Here is a 24,960-nt window from a genome sequence, read left to right on the forward strand (position 1 = left end):
GTTTGATCAGGTAAGACTAAAGTGTTCTGTGGTGCCGGGAGCCGGAATCGAACCGGCACGCTGTTTCCAGCGCGGGATTTTGAGTCCCGTGCGTCTACCTATTCCGCCATCCCGGCAACGCGAGACGCATTATCACTGATTTATCGCGATACGGCAAGTTTTTCGCTTGGCATACGGTTTAGCCCATTAATCGGATGCTGGCTTTGCATGAAAAACGCCGTCCGGGGCGCGGGCCCGGGACGGCGTTGTCGGACAGCGGCTGGGCCGGTATCAGTTATGCACGGAGTTCAGCTGGCGCGCGATGATGTCGTGGTTCAGCCAGACGACGGGGGCTTGTGGCTCCGACATGGCGTGGAACATCAGCGGGCCCGTGCCTTCCAGGACCAGCGAGCTCAGGTGGTCGGTGATCAGTTCCTTGCGGTCCTTGTGCAGCTTGGTGATGTCGTCCGAGGTGCCGATCATGACGTCGGCCAGCTCTGGCGTGTTGTCCATCGGCCAGGCGGCGAAGTTGCGGAACTGCACGCTGGTGGCGTCGCCATTGTAGGCGGCGATACGGTCGAGCAAGTCTTGCAGCGAGACGCCGTCTTCCAGCAAGCCCTGGCAGATTTTCCACTGCTCTTCGGCCCAGGCTGCGCCGCCTTCTTTTTTCAGCGCGTCGAGCAGGGGGAACAGGGACAGTTCCACGCCGACGAAAATGTCGGACGAGTTCGTGCGGATTTCCGGGCAGTTGAAGACGGTGGCCTTGATGCCTTTGTCCCACGCGGACTTGGCCACGTTTTCCAGGCGCATCTTGGCCAGGCCCTGGGTGTAGTTGCTGTAGGTTTGCCACTGGTACTTGCCGTCGATCAAGATCTCCGTGCCGTGGTAGCCGTAGGCGCTGTAGCGCACCTGGCCGCCCGTTTGCTCGATGCGGGCGCGGATGGCAGCGCTGCCGTCGATCAGGTGCTGCAGGGTGTTGGCCGTGACTTCGTCGAAGTTCATCAGGATCAATTTACCCAGGTCGCTGTCGAGCAGGGCGCGCGAGGACATGAAGCGCTCGCCGCGGCCTTTGTAGATGCGGTTGGCAATCGCCAGGAAGACTTTGACTTTCGGAATGCCGCCAGCCATGGTGTGGGCGAAATACACATTGCTGCCGTCAGGAATCAGGCTGTCCAGCTCGGCCATGGCTTTCGCCACGGAAGCGCTGAAGCGGGCGATGCCGGCTTCGCGGCAGCGTTCGATCTGCGCCCAGTCCAGCTTGTCTTCTTGCCAGCTTTTCAGGGTCATGTCGGCCAGCAGGGCTGTCGGGGTCGGCTCGCCCGCTGGCGCGTCGAGGTCGAAACCGGCCATCAGCGGCACATTGATGATGCGGCCGCCCAGATTGGCTTCGGCTTCCGCCAGCTCTTCCGCGTTCAACGGACGCAGCGCCATGTTTTCATCGCGGCGGCCGACCGTCATGCCGACGATATTCATGCCCGCCTTGCGCGCTTCGTCCAGCAAGCCATTTACATAGCCGCGGCCGAACAGCTCGCCGAACAGCACAAAGGTGTCGCCCTTGCGGAAGATATTTTTTTGCGGGATGTCTCTTAAGGACGTGATCTCGGTCATGGTATCAATTCATTCAAAAATTAGCCGGCGGACGATGGGCAGTCCGGCGTACTGGTTCAACATAGTGATAAATTATGCGCCCTTTCAGTGGCGACAATCTTCTTGCGAACGATTCTCGTCTGGAGCGGCATCTTCTTCTTGGGTACTGCTCTTATTCTTTCGCCATGGCGTATTTTACGCTGCCGCGGCGCACAGCGCCTGCAAACAGGGGCAGATAAGCCCGGCAGGCGCCGATATTACCTCAGCTTGGTCATGCCGGTCAGTAAAATTGATTTAAAACAAATCCTGCTGGCCCGATACAAGGCGCGAAAAATCGTCGCCCAGGAACGGCAGGATCGCGTCAGCCACCGGCTGCAGCTGGCGCGTCAGGTAATGGTGGTAGTCGATAGGCGAGCGCTGCGTTTCCAGCGGTTCCGGGCCGGCCACCGTGATGACATAGCTGATCCAGCCGCCGTTCTGGTATTGCAGCGGCCGGCCCTGCGCCAGGTTATAGGCGTCGGCCGTGCGTGCCGCGCGCACATGGGGCGGCACGTTGCGCTGGTAGTCGTCGAGCGGGCGGCGCAGGCGCTTGCGGTAGACCAATAGAGCGTCGAATTCGCCGCGCACGGTGCGCGCCACGTAGTCGCGCACATAATCCTGGTAGGCGGCGCGCTGGAAGATGCGCAGGTACAGGGCTTGCTGGAATTGCTGCGCCAGCGGCGTCCAGTCGCTGCGCACGGTTTCCAGGCCCTTGTAGACCATCTGTTCGCTGCCGTCGGGCTTGCCCACCAGGCCCGCATAGCGCTTCTTGCTGCCTTCTTCCGAGCCCCTGATGGTGGGCATCAGGAAGCGCCGGTAATGCGTCTCGAATTCCAGTTCCAGCGCATTCTCCAGGCCGAACTCTTCGCGCAGATACTGGTCCCACCACGCATTCACGTGCGCCACCAGGGCGCGGCCGATCTTGCCCGCTTCTTCATCCGTATGCGCCGTTTTCAGCCACACGAAGGTGGAATCCGTGTCGCCATAGATGACCTGATAACCCTGTTCCGTGATCAGCTCGCGCGTGCGGTGCATGATGTCGTGGCCGCGCAAGGTGATCGAGGAGGCCAGGCGCGGGTCGAAAAAGCGGCAGCCGCTCGAGCCCAGCACGCCATAGAACGCGTTCATGATGATTTTTAATGCTTGCGACAGGGGCGCGTTGCGCTCGCGCTTGGCCGTCTCGCGCCCTTGCCACACCTGTTGCACGATGGCGGGCAGGCAATGTTTGACCCTTGAAAACTGCGCGCCACGGTAGCCGAGCACGGTATCGGCCTCGTCGCCGCTGGTGCCCACCACCAGGCCCACGGGGTCGATCAGGAAAGTGCGGATGATGGACGGGTACAGGCTTTTATAGTCGAGCACCAGCACGGAGTCGTACAGCCCCGATTGGGAATCCATGACGAAGCCGCCCGGACTGTTGTCGCCGGAGACGTCGCCCAAGTTGGGCGCCACGTAACCCTGCCGGTGCATCAGCGGCAAGTACAAGTGTTCGAACGCGGCCACGGAGCCACCGCTGCGGTCGGCCGCCAGGCCCGTCACGCTGGCCCGTTCCAGCAGGAAGGTCAGCAGCTCGGTCTTGGCGAAGATGCGCGTGACCAGCTCGCAATCCTTGAGGTTGTAGCGGGCCAGCGCCGGTTTGTCTTCGCGGAAACGCCGGTCGATCTCGGCCATGCGCTGGTAGGGATTGTCGATGGACTTGCCTTCGCCCAGCAGCGTCTGCGCCACGTTTTCCAGGCTGAACGAGGAAAAATTCCACGTCGCCGACTTCAGGGCTTCGATGCCGTCGATGATCAAACGGCCCGCCGCGGCCGCAAAATAGTGCTCTTGCTTGCCGCCATGTTCACGCCATTCCATCACGGCGCCGCCGCGTCCCAGTTTCAGGGGCACCTGGTAGCGCTCGGCGTGCTGGCGCAGCACGCGCAAATCGAACTGCACCAGGTTCCAGCCGATGATGGCGTCCGGATCGTGGCGCTCCATCCATGTGTTCAGGCGCTCGAGTATCTGTGCGCGGCTGTCGCAGTATTCGAGGTCGAAGTCCACGGCGTCATCGCCGCCGTTTGGCGGCCCCAGCATGTACACCTGGCGCTGGCCGCAGCCTTCCAGGGCCAGCGAATACAGCTCGCCATGGGCCGTCGTCTCGATATCGAGCGACACCAGTTTTAATGCGGGGCGGTAGCCGGGTGCCGGTTTCAGCTGCACTTCCTGCAGTGTTTCTCCGCTGAACGTTACCGGTGCCGTAATGAAACGCTCCATCAGGTAGCGTTCGGGCGGGCGGATATCGGCTTCGTACACGTCGATGCCGTGCGCGCGCAGCTGCTTTTCCAGCTTCAGCAAGTGCCGGTATTGCTTGCAGTACAGCCCCAGCACGGGACGGTGATGAAAATCGCACAGCGACAGGGGACGCAGCTCCGCATGGCGCTCGCCACGCAACAGCTGTTGCGCCTGTTCCTGCTGCTCCATGGGAAGGAAGGCGACGGCCGTCTGCACGGGCAGGCGCACGTGGCGGGGCCCGGCATCTGTTGCCAGCCAGAAATCGACTTCCGTGCCGGCGCTGGTATCGCGCCAGTGGCGGGTCAGGATGAAGCCCTGTTCGGGCGGGTGCTGCGTATTGCCTGTCATGGTGCCGTGAGTGTCGGATGTGCTGGCCTGCACATTACAGCAAGCTGACGCAGGGCGGGGGCGGTTGCGGCTATAATTTTCTGCATCGAAGACGATAACAAGAGCGCGCCGCGCCACACACCCTGGAGACAGCATGCAAGCAATCAGTTATGTACATGGCGCCCACGAGACGCCGTTGATCGGCGAAACGATAGGCGCCTACCTGGACGGCATCGCCGCCCGCCATGGCCAGCAGGATGCCCTGATCGTGGCGCACCAGAACGTGCGCTGGACGTATCTGGAATTCCAGCAGCGCGTGCACCGCCTGGCCGCCGGCTTGCTGAAGCTGGGCTTGCAGCCGGGCGACCGGGTCGGCATCTGGTCGCAGAATTGCGCCGAATGGGTGCTGACCCAGTTTGCCACGGCGAAAGCCGGCTTGATCATGGTCAACATCAACCCCGCCTACCGGCGTTCGGAACTCGAATACGTGCTCGACAAGGTGCAATGCAGCGCGCTGATCCTGTCGCCTAGCTTCAAGTCCAGCGACTATCTGGCCATCGTGCAAGACGTGGTGCCGGAAATCGCCCGTGCGCGCGCCGGCGCCCTGCAGTCGTCGCGCCTGCCGCAATTGCGCCACGTGATCCGCCTGGGCACGGCCGCGACACCCGGAATGCACAACTTCGACGCCCTGATGGAGGGCATTGCCGACGCCGACCTGGCGCACCTGGAAGAAGTGAGCGCTACCTTGCAGTTTGACGATGCCGTCAACATTCAGTTCACGTCCGGCACCACGGGCGCGCCGAAGGGCGCCACCTTGACGCACCACAATATCCTCAACAACGGCTTTTTCATCGGCGAAGCCATGCGCCTGACGCAACAGGACCGCTTGTGCATTCCCGTGCCCCTGTACCACTGCTTCGGCATGGTGCTGGGCAACCTGGCTTGCGTCACGCATGGCGCGACCATGGTGTTTCCCGGCGAGGGGTTCGATCCGAAAGCCGTGCTGGAAACCGTGCAGGCCGAGCGCTGCACGGGGCTGCATGGCGTGCCGACCATGTTCATCGCCATCCTCGACCATCCTGATTTCAAGCAATACGATCTGTCGAATTTGCGCACCGGCATCATGGCCGGTTCCCCTTGCCCGATGGAAGTCATGACGCGGGTCATCGAGCTGATGCACATGGCGGAAATCACGATTGCATATGGCATGACGGAAACGTCGCCCGTCAGTTTCCAGACGGCCATCGAAGACCCGCGCGAAATGCGCGTGTCTTCCATCGGCAGGGTTCACCCGCACCTGGAAGTGAAAATCATCGACGCGGAAGGGCGCATCGTGCCGCGCGGCGAAAAGGGCGAATTGCTCACGCGCGGCTATTCCGTGATGCAGGGCTACTGGGGCGACCCGGAAAAAACCAGTGAGGCCATCGATGCGGCGCGCTGGATGCACACGGGCGACCTGGCCGTGATCGACGACAACGGCTTTTGCAGCATCGTCGGCCGCTCGAAGGACATGGTCATCCGTGGCGGCGAAAACATCTATCCGCGCGAAGTCGAGGAGTTCCTGTACCGCCACCCTAGCGTGCTCGACGTGCAGTGCGTGGGCGTGCCGGACGCCAAGTATGGTGAAGAGTTGTGCGCCTGCATCATCCTGCGTCCGGGCACGCAGGCCACCAGCGAGGACATCCGCGCCTTTTGCGATGGGCAGATCGCCTATTACAAGATTCCCCGCTACGTGCGCTTCGTCGAGGAATTCCCCATGACGGTGACGGGCAAGATCCAGAAATACCTGTTGCGCAAGCAGGTGGCGACGGATCTGGGGCTGAGCGCGGACTAAGTCTTTCGCCAGCCCATAAAAAAACACCGGGACGCTCGCGCGGCCCGGTGTTTTTTATTGATTCAGCGTAAAGCTCAGGCCATCGCGGCTTGCGGTGCGCGCGCTGGCGTGCGGCGGCGTACAAAGGCGAGCAAGCCCAGGCCGGCCAGCAGCATGGCGTAGGTGCCTGGTTCCGGCACGGCCGACACGCTGACCGTGTTGAAGCCGGAGCCGTTCATCGAAACGTGGCCGTAATTGATCGAGCTGACCGAATTGGCGACCAGGGTGCCGTTCATGCTGCCCGAACCGGAAAACGCGCTGTTCGGCGCCAGGATGCTGCCGTTGATGCCGACGTTGTTCAGGCTGGTGGTGGTGGCATTGGCGAAGTTCAGCAGCGTGCGGTCGGCGAAGCTGCCGAAATTGTCGAAGCCGCCGCTCAAGGTGATGTTGGTGGCCGTGCCATTGATGATGATGCTGGCCGTGCTTTTCAGCGAGGACAGGTCCAGGGTCAGGTTATGCAGGTTCGACGCATCGATGTTGAAAATATTCACGTCGGCGTTGATGTCGCCCACCAGCTTGAAACCATTGTTTTGCGAAAGCACGGTGCCGTTCGATTGCAGCTTGGCCACGTCGCCCGACAGGGTCGTCAGTTGTTGCTTGGTACCCGCGAAGTCCAGGGTGGAAGCGTTGCCTTTGCTGATGCTGCCGGTTGGGAACCATTGTGGCGCTGTCAAGGTGGCGTTGGGATTGCTGACGCCATACACGGCGGAACCACCGATGGTGCCCCAGCCCGTGTTCAGGTTGCCGCCAGCAACGATCGCGTTGGCCGCGCTGCCTGGCTTTTTGTTCGTGCCGACGTTGTAGTTGTCCAGATAGATATTGCCGCCGGCGGCGATGCTGCCACCGACGCTGGTGAAGCCGCTGGCGCCGCTGCTGCCGATGTTGCCGAAGATGAAGGCCGAGTAGCCATTGGCGACGCCGAGGTCAATCACGGTTGCCTGGGCCGAAGCGCTGAAAGAGAAGGCGAACAGGGCGGCGCTGATGAGCGGCAAGGTACGGGCAGTAAATAATTTCATGGACAATCTCATAGTGAATTGGGGGACGAATAGGGCGGGAAAGCAAGACACCGCCATCGCGCAGGCCATCATTATAATCTAAAAAACAATTCTAGTTCAATTTAGGTAATTAACTATATTTAAAAGCAACACTTTTCCTGTCGATAGTGATTGTTTTGCGGACATAAAAAAACCGGGCCTGGCCCGGTTTTTTGCTGCTTACCTGACGCGCTGGTACAGGCGGAAACGTTCCACGTCATCCGTGGGACGGCGCCCCTCCCACAGCTTGATCCAGTCCGCGCCATGGTGCTCGGGCAGTTGTTCCTTGCTGTCAGGCACCTTGATGCTGTCTTGCAACAGGAACACATCGCATTGCTGCTGCCCCACGCTGGCAAACGGCAAGTGGCCGAAGTAGGCGAACGAGGCGCGCTGTGCGGCGCCGACGTTGCTGTTGATGCACTTGCTGCCTGGCGGCAGGTGGACGGAAATCTGGTGCGCCACGCTGGCGTAGCTCTTGCTGTAGTTCAACGGCGGCAGGAACAAGGTCATGATCAGCACCCAGATCAGGATCAGGCCACCGGACGACAGGACCACGGCGCGCCACAGCACGGCCGGCTGGCGCGAGATGCGCCAGTGCACCAGCGCCACCCAGCCCGCGCTGGCGCAGGCGGCCACGAAAAAGGCCAGCAAGTCGAGTTCGGGCTTGAAGCCTGGCATCAGTTTCAGGGCATTATGCGACAGTTTCGGCGGCCAGCCCGTCAGGATGGCGAACCAGAACAGCCACAGCGCAAGGGCGCAAATGGTCAGCACCATCACGGAGAACCAGTCGATGGCGTTGATGGCGCCCCGTTTCATGGTCAGCAAGCCGAACGCGGCCATCACGGCCAGCGGCGGCAGCAGCGGCAGCAGCTGGCTCGGGTCGGGATCGGGATGGCACAGGCCCAGGATGGCCAGCATGGCGACAAAGGTCAGCGGCACGACGATGTGCAGCACATGGTGCTGGCGGCGCCAGGCATACACGGCCCAGGCGGCGAACGGCCATGCTGGCCAGAAGAACCAGATGCCGACACGCAAGAAATACTGCAGGCTTTTCAGGCTCGGGGCGCTGAACTGGCGGCAATTCCATTCCATCCACGCGTGCAGCGGCGAGTGGCCATACGGTTGCAGCCATTCGCCCGGCAGCAGCCAGACGAGGGTCAGTGCGGCGCCGATCAGGATGGCCAGCGCCAGGTGGCGCACGCTGCGCAGCAGCGGCAGGCGCAGGAAGATGGTGCACAGCAGCAGGGCAATGCTCAGCGCTGCCGGCGTGATCCAGCCGCGCGCGAGGGTCAGGCCGCCCATCGCCAGGCCCAGCAGGGCCGCATTGCGCACGGACGGGCCTTCCATGTAGCGCACGGCGCGGTACAGCAAATAGGCCATCAGGGACACGTACAGCGCTTCGGCCGTGATGTCGTGGCTGTGCTGCAACAGTCCCAGGCAGCCCAGGTAGATGAGCACGGCCGCATCGGCCAGGGTGCGGCCGAAATCGTCCGGCTCGGGCTGGCCGCCGAAGGCCAGGCGCAGCGGCTGGGCATCGTTGCGGCGGCCCAGGTTGAAGGCGGTGTACCAGACGGACAGGGTGCTGACGACGAAGATGCCGATGGTCGACATGCGCGCGCCAAAGACGTCGCCGTCGATCCAGCCGAACAGCTTGATGAAGATGGCGCCCAGCCAGAAGGCCAGCGGGCCCTCGTCGGGCAGCGACAGGCCGGCCACGTTGGGCCACAGCCAGTCGTTCAGGCCGCCATGCGCCATGGTCCACATGATGCCGAAACTGGCGGCGTCATCGTTCTTCCACGGTTCGCGGCCGATCAGGCCAGGCAGGATGTACAGCAGGCCGAGCGCAAACAAGGCCCATCGTGGCAGCGCGAGTGTGGCAGCGGCGGGAAGGCGGACTGGCTTCATCGATAGTCGGTATCAGAAAAAAATGGCAAGACGCGACGAATGGCGTCGGGTATGCGCGAGTATAAAGTAAAGCGGCCAAAGACAAAAAAGGCAGCCGTGGCTGCCTTTTTCTTGGTAGCCGAAGCTGCCCTTTTTTGCCGCAGAGCGGCAAAAATTAGCCTGCTGCGACTGCGGTTTTCGAACCAACCGAACCGAACTTCTGACGGAACTTCTCGACGCGACCAGCGGTATCGACGATTTTGTGCTTGCCCGTGAAGAATGGGTGCGATTCAGCCGAAACCTCGATCTTCACCAGTGGGTATTCTTTACCGTCGTGGGTGATTTTTTCGCGGGTTTGGATGGTCGAGCGGGTAACGAATTTGAAATCGCACGACAGATCGTGGAAAACAACTTCGCGGTATTCTGGATGGGTATCGACTTTCATGGTCTTCTCTCTAGTTTGGTAGCCAAACAGCACTTCGTCGGTCGTCCAGCTTCTTGACCCGATTGCCGATCACTTGCCAGGGTTTAAAATAATGCAACCGTCGATTATATAGCGCTTTTCGGCTGCAGGCAATAAAAAAGCCGCTCAATGAGCGGCTTGCACCTAAGTGAGAGGCGAGATAAAACCGTAGCGAGCAGGCCACAGTTGCGATTGAGTAGCGGAACTGTACTTTAGTACAGTGAGCAACGGAGATCGAAAATGTGGCCGCGCAGTAGGTTTTAGCCGCCTCTACGCATCATGTCGAAGAACTCGGCGTTGTTCTTCGTGGCTTTCATCTTGTCGAGAATGAACTCCATCGCCTCGATCTCGTCCATCGAGTACAGCAACTTGCGCAAAATCCAGATTTTTTGCAGTTCGTTCGGCTTGATCAGCAATTCTTCGCGGCGGGTACCCGATTTGTTCAGGTTGATTGCCGGGTAGACGCGTTTCTCGGCCAGACGGCGTTCCAGATGCACTTCCATGTTGCCCGTACCCTTGAATTCTTCAAAGATCACGTCATCCATGCGCGAGCCCGTTTCGATCAGCGCCGTGGCGATGATGGTCAGCGAGCCGCCTTCTTCGATATTGCGCGCGGCGCCGAAGAAGCGTTTTGGACGTTGCAGCGCATTCGCGTCGACACCGCCGGTCAGCACCTTGCCCGAGGCAGGGATGACGGTGTTGTAGGCACGTGCCAGACGGGTGATCGAGTCGAGCAGGATGACCACGTCTTTTTTCATTTCGACCAGGCGCTTGGCTTTTTCCAGCACCATCTCGGCCACTTGCACGTGGCGCGTGGCTGGCTCGTCGAAGGTCGAGGCGACGACTTCGCCGCGGACCGAACGTTGCATTTCAGTAACTTCTTCCGGACGTTCGTCAATCAGCAGCACGATCAGGGTGATGTCCGGATGATTTGCCGTGATCGCATGGGCGATGTGCTGCAGGATCACGGATTTACCGGATTTCGGCGATGCCACCAGCAAGCCGCGCTGGCCTTTGCCGATCGGGGCGATCAGGTCGATGATGCGGCCGGTGATGTTTTCCTGGCCATTCATTTCACGTTCCAGGCGCAGCGGCTCGTTCGGGTGCAGCGGCGTCAGGTTTTCAAACAGGATGCGGTGTTTCGACATCTCCGGCGATTCGCCGTTGACCTTGTCGACTTTGACCAATGCGAAATAGCGTTCGCCATCTTTCGGGGTCCGTACCTCGCCTTCGATCGAATCGCCGGTGTGCAGATTGAAGCGGCGGATTTGCGAAGGGGAGATGTAAATGTCGTCGGTGGACGCCATGTAGCTGGCGTCGGGCGAGCGCAGGAAGCCGAAGCCGTCAGGCAGCACTTCCAGGGCGCCATCGCCAAAAATCTGTTCGCCGGACTTGGCGCGTTTTTTCAGGATAGCGAACATCAGCTCCTGTTTGCGCAAGCGGGCTGCGTTGTCAATGTCAAGACCGATCGCCATCTCAAGCAGGGCGGATACGTGTAGGGCCTTTAGTTCGGATAAATGCATATGTGTTGAGTGTCCCGAGACGGGATGTAAAGGTAGGGGAGGGGACTGCGTGGCGTTGATTAATTATTCGGGAAGGCTGTGCACGAATGAGGCAAAGCCGCTTCCCGGTGGTTCCAGTCAGGCGGCGCTGCGGGCGCAGCGCTGCCCATCATACATTAAATGTTGCTGTCGACGAAAGCGGTCAACTGGCCCTTGGCCATGGCGCCCACTTTTTGAGCAGCTGCAACACCATCCTTGAACAGGATCAGGGTCGGGATGCCGCGGATGCCGAATTTGGCAGGCACTGCCTGGTTGGCGTCCACGTCCATCTTGGCGATCTGGATGCGGCCGGCGTATTCCTTGGCCACTTCTTCCAGGATCGGGGCGATGGCCTTGCAGGGACCGCACCATTCTGCCCAGAAGTCGACCAGTACTGGCAACTCGGATTTCAGGACGTCTGCTTCAAAAGATGCATCGCTAATGTGTTTGATATTTTCGCTCATATTTTCCTCAAATGAGGGTGGGATCAATAATGCCTGGAATTAACCATACGCTGGTTCGCCATCCATGCTTCCGGAAGTGCAGTTAGAAGATGGGGACAATGGGCACGACTTCAATGTCTTGGAAGGTGCGACCAGAGGTATGCAGGCGGGGATGGCTGAAATAATAACCCATTTTTTCAAAGCGTGGCGATTATTGCAGAAAAACTTGAGGCATATCGCCAGCATATCCCTCCTGTGCGTGCCCGCAGGGCGGCAAAGCCGCATGCCTGCTGGCCTGCAGCGCCGTGCCTGCCCTCCCGGCCGGCCCCTCGATCAGGCTTGTACGTTGGCCAGACGCGCCGTGTGCTGCAGTTGCAAGTTCACCATGAGCTGCAATTCCGCGCTTTCCATCGGCTTGCGGAAGGTGCCCAGGATATGCAGGCCATTCGCCATGGCCAGGCGCTCGGCCGCCAGGCGTACGGCCGAATGCAGGCCCGACAGCAGGACCACGCCGCCGCGGAAGCCGTTTTCCGCCGCCATGCGCAAGAATTCGATGCCGTCGATGTCGGGCATGGACAGGTCGCAGATCAGCAGGTCGGGCTGGTGCTGCTTGAGGGTGGCCAGCGCCTGATCGCTGTGCGACTCGCAGCGGATGTCGAACTGGCCCATCTGCTCGAGCATGTCGCTGAGCACGTCGAGCATGAAAACGTCGTCGTCCAGCAGCAGCACGCGCAATGGCGCCAGGCCTGCTTCGTTGTGTTCCCGGCTTGCTTGGTTTGATACAGTGTTCATCGTCATGTCTTTCTGTTGATATGCATCGCTGTCGATGCCGATACCTTGCCGCAATCCAATTTGGCGATAGCTAATCGTCATTGGCAAAGCTGGTGTTATTCATGATTTGTTCGGTAATCTGTTCCAGCAGGGGCCACAGGCGCGTGACGATGCGCCTTGCCCGCTCCGCCTCGTCGGCCGGTTCGCCCGGCGCCAGGGTTTCCAGGTTGTGGCACAGTTCGGCCAGCCCCAGGGCGCCCACGGTGCGCGCCGACGATTTGATGCGGTGTCCCAGTTCGCGCACCTGCTGCACGTCGCCGCGCGCCAGGGCCGCATCGATGTCGCCAAAGCCATCCTGCGTGGTCTGCAGGAACTTGAAGGCGAACTTGCGCACCTTTTCCGGGTTGTAGCCCAGCAATTTGGCCAGGATGGACAGGTCGATCACTTGCGGGTCGCCGGCCAGGGTGGTCTTGAAGGCGGGCGCGGTACGGCTGCGCGCCGGTGGCGGCGGCGTTTCGTGCGCCGGCAGCCAGCTGGCGATGGTCTGGTACATCATGGCCGGCTGGATGGGCTTGGAAATGAAATCGTCCATGCCCGCTTCCAGGCAGCGCACGCGGTCTTCGCTGGTGGCCGTGGCCGTCATGGCCAGCACGCGCAGGTGCGCCAGCTGCGGGTCGGCGCGGATGTGGCGCGTTGCCTGCAAGCCATCCATCAGCGGCATCTGCACGTCCATCAGCACGCAGTCGAACTGCGTCTGGCGCAGCAGGTCGAGCGCCTCTTCGCCATTGTTGGCCAGGCAGACGGAGGCGCCTGCTTCCTCCAGCAATTCCAGCGCCACTTGCTGGTTGAACGTATTGTCTTCCACCAGCAGGATGCGCGCATGCTTGAGCGTGCGCATCACCAGGGCCGCGTCGGCGCTGGCGCGCATGGCGGCCGCCGTCTGCACCATGCTGTCGAGCATGGCGGGCGCGGCCTGATCGGAAATGCCCAGGTTGGCCGTGAACCAGAAGGTGCTGCCGGCGCCGGGACGGCTGTCGACGCCCACGTCGCCACCCATCAGCTGTGCCAGCTGCTTGCAGATGGCCAGGCCCAGGCCCGTGCCGCCATATTCGCGCGTGGTGGAGGTGTCGGCCTGCTGGAAGGACTGGAAGAGCTTGCTCATTTCATCCTGCGACAGGCCGATGCCGTGGTCGCACACTTCAAAGCGCACGAGGCAGTGTTTCGCGTCCGCCACCACCCTGCGCACTTTCACGGTAATGCTGCCCTGTTCGCTGAACTTGATGGCGTTATTGGCGTAGTTGATCAGCACTTGCCCCAGGCGCAGCGGGTCGCCCACGAGCACGGCGGGCAATTGCGGGTCGATCTCGAACAGCAGTTCCAGGTTCTTGCCGGCGGCGCGTGGCGCGACCACCGTCATCAGCGTTTGCACCACATGGTCGAAACTGAAGTTGACGCGCTCGATTTCCAGCTTGCCTGCCTCGATTTTCGAGATGTCGAGGATATCGTCGATGATGCCCAGCAAGTGTTCTCCGGCGAAGCGGATTTTTTCCAGGTAGTCGCGCTGGCGCGGTTCCAGGTCCGTCTTCAGGGCGAGATACGCCATGCCGATCACGCCATTCATCGGCGTGCGGATTTCATGGCTCATGTTGGCCAGGAATTGTCCCTTCGCCAGGCTCGCTTCTTCGGCCACCTGCTTGGCCTGGTCCAGCTGCTCCGTGCGCTGCGCCACGCGCTCTTCCAGATGTTCATTGAGTTCACGCAAGGCACTTTCGCTGCGCTTGTGATACGTGATGTCCGTCAGGCTGGCCACGACCATGCCCACCTTGCCGTATTCATCGCGGATGGCCTCGGTATTCACGGATAGCCACGACAGGCTGCCGTCGGGCTGCTGCACGCCCATCAGCACGTCGCGCATGGCCTCGCCCGTCGACAGGGTGATGTGCACGGGATGGCTGCGCTGGTCGAAGGCGGAACCGTCTTCGCGGATGGCTTGCCACAGGCTGTTGCCGGCCGGACTGGCCGCCAGCATGCGTTCGGCGGCGGCGTTGCTTTCCAATATGTGGCCGTGGCTGTCCTGCACCACCAGGCCATTCGTCACGGCGCCGAACACGGACGCCATGCGCTGGCTCGAGTTCGACAGCGCGATCGATGCCTGGCGCCGCTCCGTGATGTCGGTAATCATCGCCAGGGTGCCGCCCGGTTCGCCATTGTCCGACTGGATGCTGGTACTCGACAACAAGCCCCACAGGCTGGACTGATCCTTGCGGAAGAAGCGGAAATCGACCTGGTCCGGCTGGCTGGCGAAGCTGCCGTGGCTGGCCAGGCGACGCTGCATCAGCAACTGGCTGTCGCGGTCCATGAAGTCGAGCAGGGGACGGCCCAGCATTTCCTGCACCGTGTAGCCTAGCATGTGCGCCATCTTCGGGTTGACGAACGTGGTCTTGCCGTTCGCATCCGTCATCCAGATGCCTTCGGCGGCCGTCTGCACGATCAGGCGGTAGCGTTCCGAGCTGGCGTGCAGCGCTTCCTCGGCGCGTTGCCGCTGCGTCATGTCGCGCAGCGAGACGATGGAAAACACTTGCCCGGCCATGCGCAGCGGCGACAGGCTGACCTTGGCGGGGAAGTGCGTGCCGTCGCGGCGCCGCGCCATCATCACCCGGCCCGGCAGGCTGTGCCGCCCTTGCGGGTCGCCCACGGATTGGCTGGGCGTGCTTTCCGGTACCAATTGCTCCAGCGACATGCCTGTCAATTCGGCCAGCGGATAGCCGAAGCAGCGCGCGCCGATCTGGTTGGCATAATGCACCTTGCCCTCGACGTCGGCCACCAGCATGGCTTCGGGCGCCGCTTCCAGCATCGAGCGCATGCGCGATTGCTCGTCCTGCTTGCGCTCGCTGATATCGCAGACGATGCCGCTGGCCTGCGTGGCGGCCCCATCCGAGGCGCGCGACAGGACGGCGCCGCGCGCCAGCAGCCAGCGCCAGTGGCCGTCGCTGTGACGCAAACGGAATTCGCAATTGAAGGTGCCGGGCGTCTGGCCGTCCAGATGCTGGCGAAAGGCCAGGCTCAGGCGCGCGCGGTCATCGCGGTGGACTTCGGCCAGCCAGTCGGCCAGTGCATGCTCGAGCTGGGCATGCTTGTCGCCCAGGATGTCCTGGTATTGGGGCGCGAACTGCAGCCGGTCGGACTGACGCCGCCAAGTCCAGCCGGCCATGGTGGCGCCGCGCAAGGCTTGCATGGCATCCTGCTCAGCCTGGGCATGCGCTGGCTGGGGCTGGCGGCGCAACTGCTGGCGCAAGCGCCAGGCTTGCCAGCAAGCCAGTCCCGCCAGGGCGGTGGCACTGGCGGCAGCATACGGCCACAGCAATGCCGGCGCCATGCCGGGCGCCGCCGCCTGCACCGGCAGCGAAAGCGCCATGCCTGCCGCCAGCATCGTATGAGCGAGCCGGCGCAGCGCAGGGCGCCGAGGGCGTGGTGCGCTGAAACTCGTGTGGCTGCAATACGACAAATGCATCCCTTTCTGGGGCGTGATTGGACTAGGCTGGCAGTACATGAGGCGCGCTCAAATAAACGCCTGCGGCGCTTTCTGGCGGCAACTATAGCATCGAATATTTACTCGGAGTATTTAAGTTCAGAAACGGCCAAAACGGGATTTTTTTCACCCCGAAATGGCTGTTTTTTTCGCGATTTGGTGAGAATTCGTGAGAAAGTTGGCGCGAAATCGTGCTACTCAATCGAGGCGATAGCCTTAGCTAAAACTGCCGGCGAACTGATAGCGGTGTCCGGGATGCCACATGGTGGCGATCGAGGCGATTTTGCCGCCCGAGCGGGTCTGGCGGCGCAGTACCAGGCAAGGCTGTTTGGTGTCGATGGCCAGCATTTCGGCGATGTCGCGCGGCGCCGACAGCGCTTCGATGCTGTAGGTGGCGCCTTGCAGGGGCGCGGCGGCCATCAGGTATTCGTTCGGCGTGATGCTGGAAAAATCCTGCGTCATGTAGTCGGGCGCGCACTCGGGATTGACCCAGCGGTCTTCCACCTGGATCGGCACGCCGTTTTCAAAATGCACGATCAGCGAATGAAACAGCGGGTGTTCCGGCGGCAATCCAAATTGCTTGGCCAGCAGGTCGGACGCCTTGGTGCGTTCCAGCAATTGCAAGCTGCTGCGGTGGATATGTCCGCGCGCGCGCACTTCATCGGCGATACTCTTGATTTCCAACAAGGTCGCCTGGTACTTTTGCTGCGCCACATAGGTGCCGGACCCCTGGCGCCGCGTCAGCACCTGCTCGCTGGTCAGTTCGCGCACGGCGCGGTTGACCGTCATGCGCGAGACGCCGAATTGCTTCACCAGAGCTTGCTCGGAGGGAATCACGTCGCCTTCCTTCCAGCGTCCGGCAGCGATGCCGGCCAGCAGAAAATCCTTGATGCGCTGGAAAATGGGCGTATTTTCTTGTGTATTGTGGTCGTCCAATGCGGTTTCTCCGGGGCACGGGCAGGGCGCGCCGCCGGCTGGAGGCGCGATGGCCGATTTTAGCACCGAGCACGATGCCTGCCGCCAGCCTTTTTTTGAATTCAAAAGCAAGCGCCGGAGTGTGGCGCGCCCTGGCGCTGGCTATGCTGGTGACTTGCTATTGACCTGCACGGAGTTTGCCATGGAACACGCTTACCTGACTGACGATGAACGCTGGGATGCCCTGCAGCGGCGCGCGCCCGACGCCGACGGCGTCTTTTATTATTCGGTGCGCACGACGGGCGTGTATTGCCGGCCATCTTGCGCGGCGCGCCCTGCCTTGCGCCGCAACGTGGCTTTCCACGCCAGTTGCGAGCAGGCGGAGGCGGCCGGCTTTCGTCCCTGCCTGCGCTGCAAGCCCAACTTGCCGCCGCTGGCCCAGCGCCAGGCGGCCATCGTGGCCGATATCTGCCGCCTGATCGACGCCAGCGACGAGCTGCCCGACCTGGACAGCCTTGCCAGGGCCGCCGGCATGAGCCGCTTTCACTTTCACCGCGTCTTCAAGGCGCACACGGGCATCACGCCGAAAGCCTATGCGGCGGCGCGGCGCGGCGAGCGCCTGAAGGCCGGCTTGCAGGGCGCGGGCAATGTCACGGAAACGTTATACGCGGCCGGCTTCAATTCCAGCGGCCGCCTGTATGCCGCCACGCCAGGCTTGCTGGGCATGACGCCGGGCGCGTTCCGCGACGGCGGCAGCGGCGCCGTGATCCGTTTCGCCATCGGCGCCTGCTCGCTGGGCGCCATCCTCGTGGCCAGCACGGACAAGGGCATCTGCGCGATTTTGATCGATGACGACCCGGAAGTGCTGCTGCGCGACTTGCAGGACCGCTTTCCCCGCGCCGAGCTGCGCGGCGCCGAGCCCGAGTACGAGCAGACGGTGGCGCAAGTCGTCGGCCTGGTCGAGGCGCCGGGCCTGGGCCTGGACTTGCCGCTCGACGTGCGCGGCACGGTGTTCCAGCAGCGCGTGTGGCAAGCCTTGCGCGAGATTCCCGCCGGCAGCACGGTCAGCTATGCCGAGCTGGCGCGCCGCATCGGCGCCCCGCAAGGCGCGCGCGCCGTGGCCGGTGCCTGCGCCGCGAATGCCCTGGCCGTCGCCATTCCCTGCCACCGCGTGGTGCGCAACGATGGCGCCTTGTCCGGCTACCGCTGGGGCGTGGAGCGCAAGCAGGCGCTGCTCGAGCGCGAGGGTGAACGGTGAGGGCGCTGGACTGGCAGCAGATCGAGGATGAGCTGAATCAATACGGCTGTGTCGTCGTGCCGGCCCTGCTGGCCGCGGATGCCTGCGCGGCGCTGGCTGCCCAGTACGAAGAATCAGCGCGTTTTCGCAACAGGGTGGTGATGCAGCGCCATGGTTTTGGCCAGGGCGAGTACCAGTATTGGGCCTATCCGCTGCCGCAGCCGGTCGCCGAACTGCGTGCTGCCTTGTATCCGCCGCTGGCGGCCATTGCCAACCGCTGGCACGCCAGCATGGGCATCGACAGCCGCTTTCCTGTGGCGCACGGGGATTTCCTGACGCGCTGTCATGCGGCGGGGCAAACCCGGCCCACACCCTTGCTCTTGCGCTACCGCGAGGGCGATTACAACTGCCTGCACCAGGACTTGTATGGCGAGCACGTGTTTCCGCTGCAACTGGCCGTGCTGCTGTCGCGCCCGCACGAGGATTTCACTGGTGGCGAGTTCGTGCTGACGGAGCAGCGTCCGCGCATGCAGTCGCGCCTTGAGGTCGTGCCGCTGGCGCAGGGCGACGCCGTGCTCTTTCCTGTCGCGCAACGCCCCGTCAATGGCACGCGCGGCAGTTACCGCGTCAACATGCGCCATGGCGTGTCGCGTCTGCGTTCGGGCTTGCGCCACACCTTGGGCATCATTTTTCATGATGCGAGCTGAACGGTAGCAGCGGCGCTTGAGTTTCCAGGATTACATGGCATGATGGCTGCTTCTTGTCACTCTTTCATTTCTGCCATGTCCGCGCTGCTCCGCCTGTTGTGCCTGTTGACCATTTTCCTGCTGCCCGCAGCCCATGCGGACGACGGCGTGCCCGCGCTCGTTGCGGAGGCCGCGTCCGTCGTGGTGCCGTCGCAGGCCGCAGCGGCCAGGACGGCGCCGTTGATGTTTGCCAACCGCAAGGTGTTTGTCTTCCGCGCCGCGCTGGCCGGCTATCCGCCCGATGAGCGGGCCACGGGTGCGCAGCGCCGGCTGGAAGGCGTGCTGGCCAAGAATGGCCCCCTGCAGACGAGCACGCGGATGATTCCCGAAGGCACGCAAGTGCTGCTCGATGGCGTGCAGCTGTTCGTCGTCGTGCCTGGCGACGTCAACCAGCTGGCCGGCGACACGACGGAAAGCGTGGCGAAAACGGCCGCCGGCGAGTTGAGCAAGGCCGTGTTTGACTATCGCGAGCAGGGCAGCTGGCGCTACCTGTCGATCGCGGCCGCCGTGTGCGCGGCCGCCACCCTCGTGTTCTGGCTGGTGTGGATGGGCTTGACGCGCCTGTATCACTGGGCCAAGCGCCGCAGCGGCATCCTGCTGGCCTCGCGCCTGCGCGACGTGCGCCTGAAGAATGTGCGCGTGCTCGATGCCGAACACTACATCGCCTTCGCGTATCAGCTGCTCAGCGCCGTGCTGTGGGGCTTGCGCCTGATGGCCACGTATCTGTGGGCCGCCTTCGTCCTGGGCCGCCTGCCTTACACGCGTTCGTGGGGCGAAAGCCTGAGCGGCTATTTGTTCGACGTGGCCGCCGACGTCTTCCACGCCATCATCGGCGCCTTGCCGGGGCTGGTGCTGGTCTGCGTGATCTTCGCCATCGCGCGCCTGATCGCCGCCACGGCCGCCTCGCTGTTCAAGCGCGTGGAAAGCGGCGAATTGCAAATCGGCTGGCTGGACAAGGACACGGCCCTGCCGACGCGCCGCATCGCCAGCGTGGTGATCTGGCTGTTCGCGCTGGCCATGGCGTATCCGTATCTGCCCGGCTCGCACACGGCCGCCTTCCAGGGACTGTCCGTGCTGGTGGGCCTGATGGTGTCGATCGGCGCGTCGAGCATCGTGGGCCAGGGCGCCAGCGGCCTGATCCTGATGTACACGCGGGCCCTGCGCAAGGGAGAATATGTGCGCGTGGGCGACAGCGAAGGCACGGTGGTCGACGTGGGCATGTTCGAAACGCGGCTGCGCACGGGCCTCGGGGAAGAGGTGGCCTTGCCAAACGCCTGGGTGATGTCGCAAACGACAAAGAACTATTCGCGCGCCCAGCCCGGCGGCGGCTTCGTGCTCGACTCCACCGTCACCATCGGCTATGCCACGCCATGGCGGCAAGTGCACGCCATGCTGGAACTGGCCGCCTCGCGCACGACGGAGCTGTCCACCACGCCGAAACCGTACGTGATGCAGCTGGCCCTGCAAGATTACTACGTGCAATACCGCCTCGTCGCCTACGCCAGCGCCGAAGTCCCCCGCCAGCGCGCCGAAGTACTGAACCGCTTGCACCAGAACATCATCGACGTTTTCAACGAATTCGACGTGCAGATCACCTCGCCGCACTACATCGATGACCCGAAAGAGTCGCATGTGGTGCCGCCGGAGCAGTGGTTCAGGGCGCCGGCGAAGCGGGGGGAGGAATCGAGTGAGGTGGTTCCGCCCACCCCTTGAGTGTTTTGGCCAATTCCTTGATGCTGCATGCCTTATCGTAACTGTTCTTCGAGGGCACAGGTATTCTTGCCGTTTGTCAGTTGAACGACGTGAAATCCCCCGGAAGGCGCTATGAGCAGGCAAAAATCTGCCGAGTAGCGTGAAGTGGGATCTGACGCGGATGGCGGCCTTCCCAGGAAGGATACGCCATACACTTTCCCCGCAACCAGTGGCGTTGCATCGCTGCTCTCGGCCCCCTCGGGAGCCTTCCCGTAGCGCACGCATCCCCTGTTTGGCAGCCGATAGGTGGGATCGCCAAACGAGGCATTGGGGAACATGACCGTCCATACATCTTTCCAGCCATTCGGCTCAGGTGTGCTGATCGTCAGCATCTTCAGGCTGACAGGACCCCTTGATCTTTCCTCTTCATTGGCAATCTTGAAGCATGGAAGGCCCGCTTCCGTGATGACGGCGGCGCGGCCCATGCGCGACCACGCCGAGACATCGACACTCGTCAGCGCCGCAAGCAGGAATAGCAGTGTGTGACGATATGGCATGGCGATTGTTGCATTATGGGACGAGCGAATGTTCTGGGCAATTGTCATGTTTCCACGCTGGCGTGCCGCTGCCAATGGCGATGATTTTTCGTTCATCTGCGGAGGTGGCAGCGATGCAGAATTTTCCTCTATAGCCATAGGTAGGGTCGGAAGGATCATCTGGACGTCCATTCAAGAAGATGCTGTAAACCCGCCCGGTTTGCAGTTCAGGAGCGGGCATGCCATTTGCGCCCTGTGGAATATCGCCATAAAGCAGGCAGCTTTTTGATGAAAGCGGAATTTTTCTTCCTCCGCTCATCACATAGCTCCATACTTTGGTGGCCGGTTTTACTGACAGGTCTGAAATACTGAGTGCCCCCAGGAGTGGCTGACCGTTACGGTTCTCTTCCGTTTGTGAGATTGTGAAGCATGGCGTGCCATTGACTGAATTGATTTCAGCATCGGCGATGCGCGATGTTGCACACGCATCAAGGTATGTCGACGAGAGGAGTGCGCTCGATATTCCCGCCAGGTAAATTCTTTTCACTTTTTCTGTTGATGAAAAAATCATTGAGTACCTCTTCATAAACTGCTTGGTCGTTAGCATATTGCTCTTGGCGCATTGCGGAAGAATCCTTTAAGTATTTCAATGCGTAGTAGTCGGCTAACAAGTCTCCCTGTGCCTCCATGTTGTAGTCGGCTAATTTTCTTTCGGACGACAATACGTACTTGTAGTCCAGTCCTATTCTGAATGCTCCACGCATGGCCACCGGATATTTCAGTTGATATTTCCAAATATGGACCATTTCATGAATGAAACAATGACGCTCGGTGTTATCTGCATTGGAAAAATCGTCCAGAAATCTCGACTCATGGAAATACATTTCCCCATTGGGTGTCATGGCAGTGTTTTTTGGTTGGAGCAGCCATAGATAAGGCCTCTTGTGAATTTTGACTTTGCTATAGTCGACGGCATCTTCAAAGATCATCCATGCCATGTTTATTTCAGCCTGGGTAAGTGGGCGAGCCATGCTATCGATTTTTACCTGTTTGACTGATGTGTCGATATCCTTGTCGGTAGTTTTTACGTCTTGTAATTCCAGTATGATCGCCGTCGGCGCCACCGGGACAGGTGCAGCGAAGCAGCAGGGAAGGCTATCTTCTTGTGGGAAAAATTCCACCATCGTTATCTGCTCCTCCCGCTTGCTGGCGACGCGCCCCGTGCGCCCCTTCGCATCCGTCGTCCCCGTCTTGGCTTGCGAGACGAATTCCAGCTGCTCGTCATAGCCGCAGCACCAGCATTCGTCGGGCTGGCCGGCCAGGCGGTGCAGTTCGCAGCCACTTTTTGCATCGCGCAGGGCCGCGCCGCGTACAGGCTGGCCGTCGGCGCTGAAGGTGACGATCATGCTGTCGAAGCGCGCGCCCAGGCTGTTCTTCTGGTGCGCCACGAGCTTGAAGAACACGTCGCACGCGGTGGTGCTGATGACATGGTGCCTGGCCATGGGGACTCCGCGATAATACGCCAGCGTAGGCCCGCGCCGCCATGCGGGTATTGACCGGGCGCAAGGCCTGCGCGCTTGCGTTAAGATGCCAGGCGTTTCAATGAACAGAAAGAGAACCATGTCCAGCCCGTCCAGCATCGCAGTTTCCCACGCCGAAGCTTCCCGCACCGCCCGCAGCCTGGCCGCCGCCCTGACCGGCGATCCGTTCTACCGCACCGTCACGGTGGCGTGCGGCGACGACGAGGCGGCGCGGCTGGCCATGCTGGAAGCCTACTTCGCGCTGGCGCTGGAAGAAGGCCGCCAGGCGGGGCGCGTCGACCTGGTGGATGACGCGGGCAATGGCGCCGCCATCTGGACGACGGATACGCCGGCGGCCCTGCGTCAGGCGGCGTATGGGCAGCGCGAAGCCGCCTTGCGCGCGCTGCTGGGGGAGCAGGGCTTTGCGCATTTCACGGCCATCGTCGCGAACATGGAGCACGCGCTGGCGCCGCACGGTTTGCAGGATGCCTGGTATCTGTCGATCGCCGGCATCGCCCCGGCCGCGCAAGGGCAGGGACTGGGCGCGTCCGTGCTGGCGCCGGGCCTGGCGGCCGTCGATGCGGCCGGCGCCGCGTGCTTCCTGGAGACTTACAATGAGCGCAGCCTGCCGTTCTATGCCCGCCTGGGCTTCGTGGCGGCGGGACGCTACGCGGAAGCCGTCACGGGCTGCGACTACTGGCTGATGGTACGAGCGCCCCGCGCTGCCTGATTGACCATTTTGCCAATTTCTATACACTCGTCTTTTTGCTAACGACTAACAGACCTGGAGATGGAAATGCCGACCTTGCCACTGCGCCGCACCCTGCTCACGCTCGCCTGCCTGGGGGCCCTCGGCCACGCGCATGCCGATACCGTCATCGACAATGCCAACGGCTACACGCTCAACGCAGCCGGCAAGGTGGTGCGTTTCACGGCGCTGGCGTTTGACGACGCGGGCAAGCTGCTCGCCGTCGGCAGCGCCGCGCAGGTGAAACGCAAGGCGGCCAAGGGCGCCATCCATGTCGACGTGCAGGGAAAAACCGTGCTGCCAGGCCTGATCGACGCGCATGGTCACGTGTTCGGCCTGGGGACGATCGCCAGCGGCGTGATGCTGTACGGTTCCGCCTCGCTGCCGGTCGCCGTGCAGGCCGTGGGCGACTTCGCCCGTGCACATCCGGAACGCAGCTGGGTCGTCGGCAATGGCTGGAACCAGGAAATCTGGAAGCTGGGGCGCTTTCCCACGGCAGCCGAACTCGATGCGGCCGAAAGCGCGCGGCCCGTGTGGCTGCGCAGGGTCGATGGCCACGCGGGCTGGGCCAACAGCCGCGCGCTGGCGCTGGCCGGCATCACGCGCGCCACACAAGATCCGGCGGGCGGCAAGATCGAACGCGACGCGGACGGCAATGCCACTGGAGTGCTGGTCGACAACGCCATGGACTTGATGGATGCCGTGCTGCCCAAGCCGGGCGACGTGGAAAACCGCGCCGCCCTCGATGGCGCGCTGGCGCAGCTGTCGCAAGCGGGCCTGACCAGCGTGCACGATGCGGGCATCGGCCAGATGCAGGACCGGCTGTTCCGCGATTACGCGGACCACGGCAAGCTGACGGTGCGCGTGTACGGCATGATCGCGGATACGACGGACGACTTCGACGCGCTGGCGAAAAACGGCCCCCTGAACAGCTATGCGCGCGACATGTACGCCTTGCGCGCCGTGAAACTGCTGTCCGACGGTGCCCTGGGCAGCCGCGGCGCGGCCTTGCTGGCGCCGTACAGCGACGATCCTGCTACCAGCGGCCTGCTGTTCTACCCTGACGCTGCCATGCGCGCGAAGATGGAAAAAGCCATGCGCGCCGGCTACCAGGTCAATGTGCACGCCATCGGTGACGCGGGCAACCATCAAATCCTCGACGGCTACCAGGCCTTGATCGCACAATACCGCAGCGTGGGCCTGCGCCACCGCATGGAGCACGCTCAGGTGGTGCAGTTGTCCGACATCCCCCGTTTCAAGGCGCTGGGCATCGTGCCGTCGATGCAGCCGACGCACGCCACCTCGGACCAGAACATGGCGGAGCAGCGCGTGGGTCACGAGCGCATCAAGGGCGCGTATGCGTGGCGCACCTTCCTCAAGCAGGGCTCGCGCATCGCCTGCGGTTCCGATTTCCCCATCGAGTCGCCGAACCCGTTCGAGGGCATCCACGCGGCCGTGACGCGGCAGAATAGCGAAGGCTTCCCTGCCGGTGGCTGGTACCCGCAGCAAGCCATGACGGTGACGGAAGCACTGCGCTGCTTCACCCTCGACGCGGCTTGGGCGGCGCACCAGGAAAAGGTCATCGGCACCCTGGAAGCGGGAAAGTGGGCGGACTTCGTCGTCGTCGACCAGGACCTGTTCAAGGTCGAACCCAAGGCCATCGGCAAGACGCAGGTGCTGCAAACGTGGGTGGCGGGCAAGCGCGTGTTCGAGAAAAAATAGCGACTTTGGGCCTGCAAAAATCTGTTGACTTGGTTGTATAGACAACCTATGCTGGTAGCACCAGAGCGGGCCAAGTATGCCCGCTCGCACCCTACGAGGAGAC

At 62.1% G+C, this 24,960-nt stretch carries 19 protein-coding genes and 1 tRNA gene; 6 read left to right on the forward strand and 14 right to left on the reverse strand.

What is annotated here, in order from left to right; translation table 11 throughout:
- Nucleotides 1-29: 29 nt before the first annotated feature.
- The 3 genes from IGS58_RS01705 to IGS58_RS01715 all read right to left on the reverse strand — a co-directional run bounded on the left by IGS58_RS01705 (nucleotide 30) and on the right by IGS58_RS01715 (nucleotide 4,224).
- Nucleotides 30-116: transfer RNA gene (locus IGS58_RS01705), tRNA-Leu, on the reverse strand.
- 154 nt (nucleotides 117-270) lie between these two features.
- Nucleotides 271-1,587: an enoyl ACP reductase FabMG family protein gene (locus IGS58_RS01710; protein ID WP_230520518.1), complete on the reverse strand. Its 1,317-nt coding sequence runs from the start codon at nucleotides 1,585-1,587 to the stop codon at nucleotides 271-273.
- A gap of 273 nt (nucleotides 1,588-1,860) precedes the next feature.
- The gene (locus IGS58_RS01715; RefSeq protein WP_230520519.1) at nucleotides 1,861-4,224 is read right to left on the reverse strand and encodes a DNA polymerase II; all 2,364 of its coding nucleotides are present in this window, start codon (nucleotides 4,222-4,224) and stop codon (nucleotides 1,861-1,863) included.
- Between the two features lie 133 nt (nucleotides 4,225-4,357).
- Here IGS58_RS01715 and IGS58_RS01720 point away from each other — a divergent pair, with 133 nt between their 5' ends.
- On the forward strand, nucleotides 4,358-6,037 hold the full coding sequence (locus tag IGS58_RS01720) for an AMP-binding protein (protein ID WP_230520520.1): 1,680 nt from the start codon (nucleotides 4,358-4,360) through the stop codon (nucleotides 6,035-6,037).
- Between the two features lie 74 nt (nucleotides 6,038-6,111).
- Here IGS58_RS01720 and IGS58_RS01725 read toward each other — a convergent pair whose 3' ends face one another.
- From IGS58_RS01725 to hutC, 8 genes are all read right to left on the reverse strand, one after another.
- On the reverse strand, nucleotides 6,112-7,092 hold the full coding sequence (locus IGS58_RS01725) for a choice-of-anchor A family protein (protein WP_070281654.1): 981 nt from the start codon (nucleotides 7,090-7,092) through the stop codon (nucleotides 6,112-6,114).
- 198 nt (nucleotides 7,093-7,290) lie between these two features.
- Nucleotides 7,291-9,015, reverse strand: coding sequence for an ArnT family glycosyltransferase (locus tag IGS58_RS01730; protein ID WP_230520521.1), 1,725 nt, complete (start codon nucleotides 9,013-9,015; stop codon nucleotides 7,291-7,293).
- Nucleotides 9,016-9,169: 154 nt separating this feature from the next.
- Nucleotides 9,170-9,439: a type B 50S ribosomal protein L31 gene (locus IGS58_RS01735; RefSeq protein ID WP_034746247.1), complete on the reverse strand. Its 270-nt coding sequence runs from the start codon at nucleotides 9,437-9,439 to the stop codon at nucleotides 9,170-9,172.
- Nucleotides 9,440-9,717: 278 nt separating this feature from the next.
- Nucleotides 9,718-10,980: a transcription termination factor Rho gene (gene rho / locus IGS58_RS01740; RefSeq protein WP_034746249.1), complete on the reverse strand. Its 1,263-nt coding sequence runs from the start codon at nucleotides 10,978-10,980 to the stop codon at nucleotides 9,718-9,720.
- Between the two features lie 155 nt (nucleotides 10,981-11,135).
- Nucleotides 11,136-11,462, reverse strand: a complete 327-nt coding sequence (trxA, locus tag IGS58_RS01745; protein WP_034780502.1) for a thioredoxin TrxA — start codon at nucleotides 11,460-11,462, stop codon at nucleotides 11,136-11,138.
- Between the two features lie 312 nt (nucleotides 11,463-11,774).
- Complete coding sequence (locus IGS58_RS01750; RefSeq protein ID WP_230520522.1) at nucleotides 11,775-12,233, reverse strand: response regulator; 459 nt, start codon at nucleotides 12,231-12,233, stop codon at nucleotides 11,775-11,777.
- Nucleotides 12,234-12,303: 70 nt separating this feature from the next.
- Nucleotides 12,304-15,627, reverse strand: coding sequence for a PAS domain-containing hybrid sensor histidine kinase/response regulator (locus IGS58_RS01755; protein ID WP_230520523.1), 3,324 nt, complete (start codon nucleotides 15,625-15,627; stop codon nucleotides 12,304-12,306).
- Between the two features lie 330 nt (nucleotides 15,628-15,957).
- On the reverse strand, nucleotides 15,958-16,677 hold the full coding sequence (gene hutC / locus IGS58_RS01760; protein ID WP_070254615.1) for a histidine utilization repressor: 720 nt from the start codon (nucleotides 16,675-16,677) through the stop codon (nucleotides 15,958-15,960).
- Nucleotides 16,678-16,858: 181 nt separating this feature from the next.
- Between hutC and ada the strand changes: the two genes are divergently transcribed.
- The 3 genes from ada to IGS58_RS01775 all read left to right on the forward strand — a co-directional run bounded on the left by ada (nucleotide 16,859) and on the right by IGS58_RS01775 (nucleotide 20,352).
- Entirely contained in the window at nucleotides 16,859-17,914 is a 1,056-nt protein-coding gene (ada, locus tag IGS58_RS01765; RefSeq protein WP_034780498.1) for a bifunctional DNA-binding transcriptional regulator/O6-methylguanine-DNA methyltransferase Ada, read from the forward strand.
- Nucleotides 17,911-18,600 (forward strand): 2OG-Fe(II) oxygenase, encoded by a 690-nt coding sequence (locus IGS58_RS01770; RefSeq protein WP_230520524.1) that lies wholly within the window; start codon nucleotides 17,911-17,913, stop codon nucleotides 18,598-18,600. Before ada ends, IGS58_RS01770 begins: the two co-directional genes overlap by 4 nt.
- 75 nt (nucleotides 18,601-18,675) lie before the next feature.
- Complete coding sequence (locus IGS58_RS01775; RefSeq protein ID WP_230520525.1) at nucleotides 18,676-20,352, forward strand: mechanosensitive ion channel family protein; 1,677 nt, start codon at nucleotides 18,676-18,678, stop codon at nucleotides 20,350-20,352.
- Nucleotides 20,353-20,384: 32 nt separating this feature from the next.
- Here IGS58_RS01775 and IGS58_RS01780 read toward each other — a convergent pair whose 3' ends face one another.
- Genes IGS58_RS01780 through IGS58_RS01790 form a run of 3 tightly spaced genes read right to left on the reverse strand, consistent with a single transcriptional unit; the run spans nucleotide 20,385 to nucleotide 22,507 of the window.
- On the reverse strand, nucleotides 20,385-20,936 hold the full coding sequence (locus IGS58_RS01780) for a hypothetical protein (RefSeq protein WP_230520526.1): 552 nt from the start codon (nucleotides 20,934-20,936) through the stop codon (nucleotides 20,385-20,387).
- Nucleotides 20,902-21,438, reverse strand: a complete 537-nt coding sequence (locus tag IGS58_RS01785) for a hypothetical protein (protein WP_139144106.1) — start codon at nucleotides 21,436-21,438, stop codon at nucleotides 20,902-20,904. Before IGS58_RS01785 ends, IGS58_RS01780 begins: the two co-directional genes overlap by 35 nt.
- Nucleotides 21,356-22,507, reverse strand: a complete 1,152-nt coding sequence (locus IGS58_RS01790) for a hypothetical protein (RefSeq protein ID WP_230520527.1) — start codon at nucleotides 22,505-22,507, stop codon at nucleotides 21,356-21,358. Before IGS58_RS01790 ends, IGS58_RS01785 begins: the two co-directional genes overlap by 83 nt.
- Here IGS58_RS01790 and IGS58_RS01795 point away from each other — a divergent pair.
- Nucleotides 22,488-23,117 (forward strand): GNAT family N-acetyltransferase, encoded by a 630-nt coding sequence (locus IGS58_RS01795; RefSeq protein WP_230520528.1) that lies wholly within the window; start codon nucleotides 22,488-22,490, stop codon nucleotides 23,115-23,117. The genes IGS58_RS01790 and IGS58_RS01795 overlap by 20 nt on opposite strands.
- 66 nt (nucleotides 23,118-23,183) lie before the next feature.
- Nucleotides 23,184-24,857, forward strand: a complete 1,674-nt coding sequence (locus IGS58_RS01800; protein WP_230520529.1) for an amidohydrolase — start codon at nucleotides 23,184-23,186, stop codon at nucleotides 24,855-24,857.
- The last annotated feature ends 103 nt before the right edge of the window (nucleotides 24,858-24,960 follow it).

Source organism: Janthinobacterium sp. EB271-G4-7A, from assembly GCF_020858075.1.
GTDB lineage: Bacteria > Pseudomonadota > Gammaproteobacteria > Burkholderiales > Burkholderiaceae_D > Janthinobacterium > Janthinobacterium lividum.

Bases quoted from the DNA above. Each gene is read 5' to 3' on its own strand.
- IGS58_RS01710 (WP_230520518.1), bottom strand. From the start codon at position 1,587: ATGACCGAGATCACGTCCTTAAGAGACATCCCGCAAAAAAATATCTTC.
- IGS58_RS01715 (WP_230520519.1), bottom strand. From the start codon at position 4,224: ATGACAGGCAATACGCAGCACCCGCCCGAACAGGGCTTCATCCTGACC.
- IGS58_RS01720 (WP_230520520.1), top strand. From the start codon at position 4,358: ATGCAAGCAATCAGTTATGTACATGGCGCCCACGAGACGCCGTTGATC.
- IGS58_RS01725 (WP_070281654.1), bottom strand. From the start codon at position 7,092: ATGAAATTATTTACTGCCCGTACCTTGCCGCTCATCAGCGCCGCCCTG.
- IGS58_RS01730 (WP_230520521.1), bottom strand. From the start codon at position 9,015: ATGAAGCCAGTCCGCCTTCCCGCCGCTGCCACACTCGCGCTGCCACGA.
- IGS58_RS01735 (WP_034746247.1), bottom strand. From the start codon at position 9,439: ATGAAAGTCGATACCCATCCAGAATACCGCGAAGTTGTTTTCCACGAT.
- rho (WP_034746249.1), bottom strand. From the start codon at position 10,980: ATGCATTTATCCGAACTAAAGGCCCTACACGTATCCGCCCTGCTTGAG.
- trxA (WP_034780502.1), bottom strand. From the start codon at position 11,462: ATGAGCGAAAATATCAAACACATTAGCGATGCATCTTTTGAAGCAGAC.
- IGS58_RS01750 (WP_230520522.1), bottom strand. From the start codon at position 12,233: ATGAACACTGTATCAAACCAAGCAAGCCGGGAACACAACGAAGCAGGC.
- IGS58_RS01755 (WP_230520523.1), bottom strand. From the start codon at position 15,627: ATGGCGCTTTCGCTGCCGGTGCAGGCGGCGGCGCCCGGCATGGCGCCG.
- ada (WP_034780498.1), top strand. From the start codon at position 16,859: ATGGAACACGCTTACCTGACTGACGATGAACGCTGGGATGCCCTGCAG.
- IGS58_RS01775 (WP_230520525.1), top strand. From the start codon at position 18,676: ATGTCCGCGCTGCTCCGCCTGTTGTGCCTGTTGACCATTTTCCTGCTG.
- IGS58_RS01780 (WP_230520526.1), bottom strand. From the start codon at position 20,936: ATGACAATTGCCCAGAACATTCGCTCGTCCCATAATGCAACAATCGCC.
- IGS58_RS01785 (WP_139144106.1), bottom strand. From the start codon at position 21,438: ATGATTTTTTCATCAACAGAAAAAGTGAAAAGAATTTACCTGGCGGGA.
- IGS58_RS01795 (WP_230520528.1), top strand. From the start codon at position 22,488: ATGTCCAGCCCGTCCAGCATCGCAGTTTCCCACGCCGAAGCTTCCCGC.
- IGS58_RS01790 (WP_230520527.1), bottom strand. From the start codon at position 22,507: ATGCTGGACGGGCTGGACATGGTTCTCTTTCTGTTCATTGAAACGCCT.
- IGS58_RS01800 (WP_230520529.1), top strand. From the start codon at position 23,184: ATGCCGACCTTGCCACTGCGCCGCACCCTGCTCACGCTCGCCTGCCTG.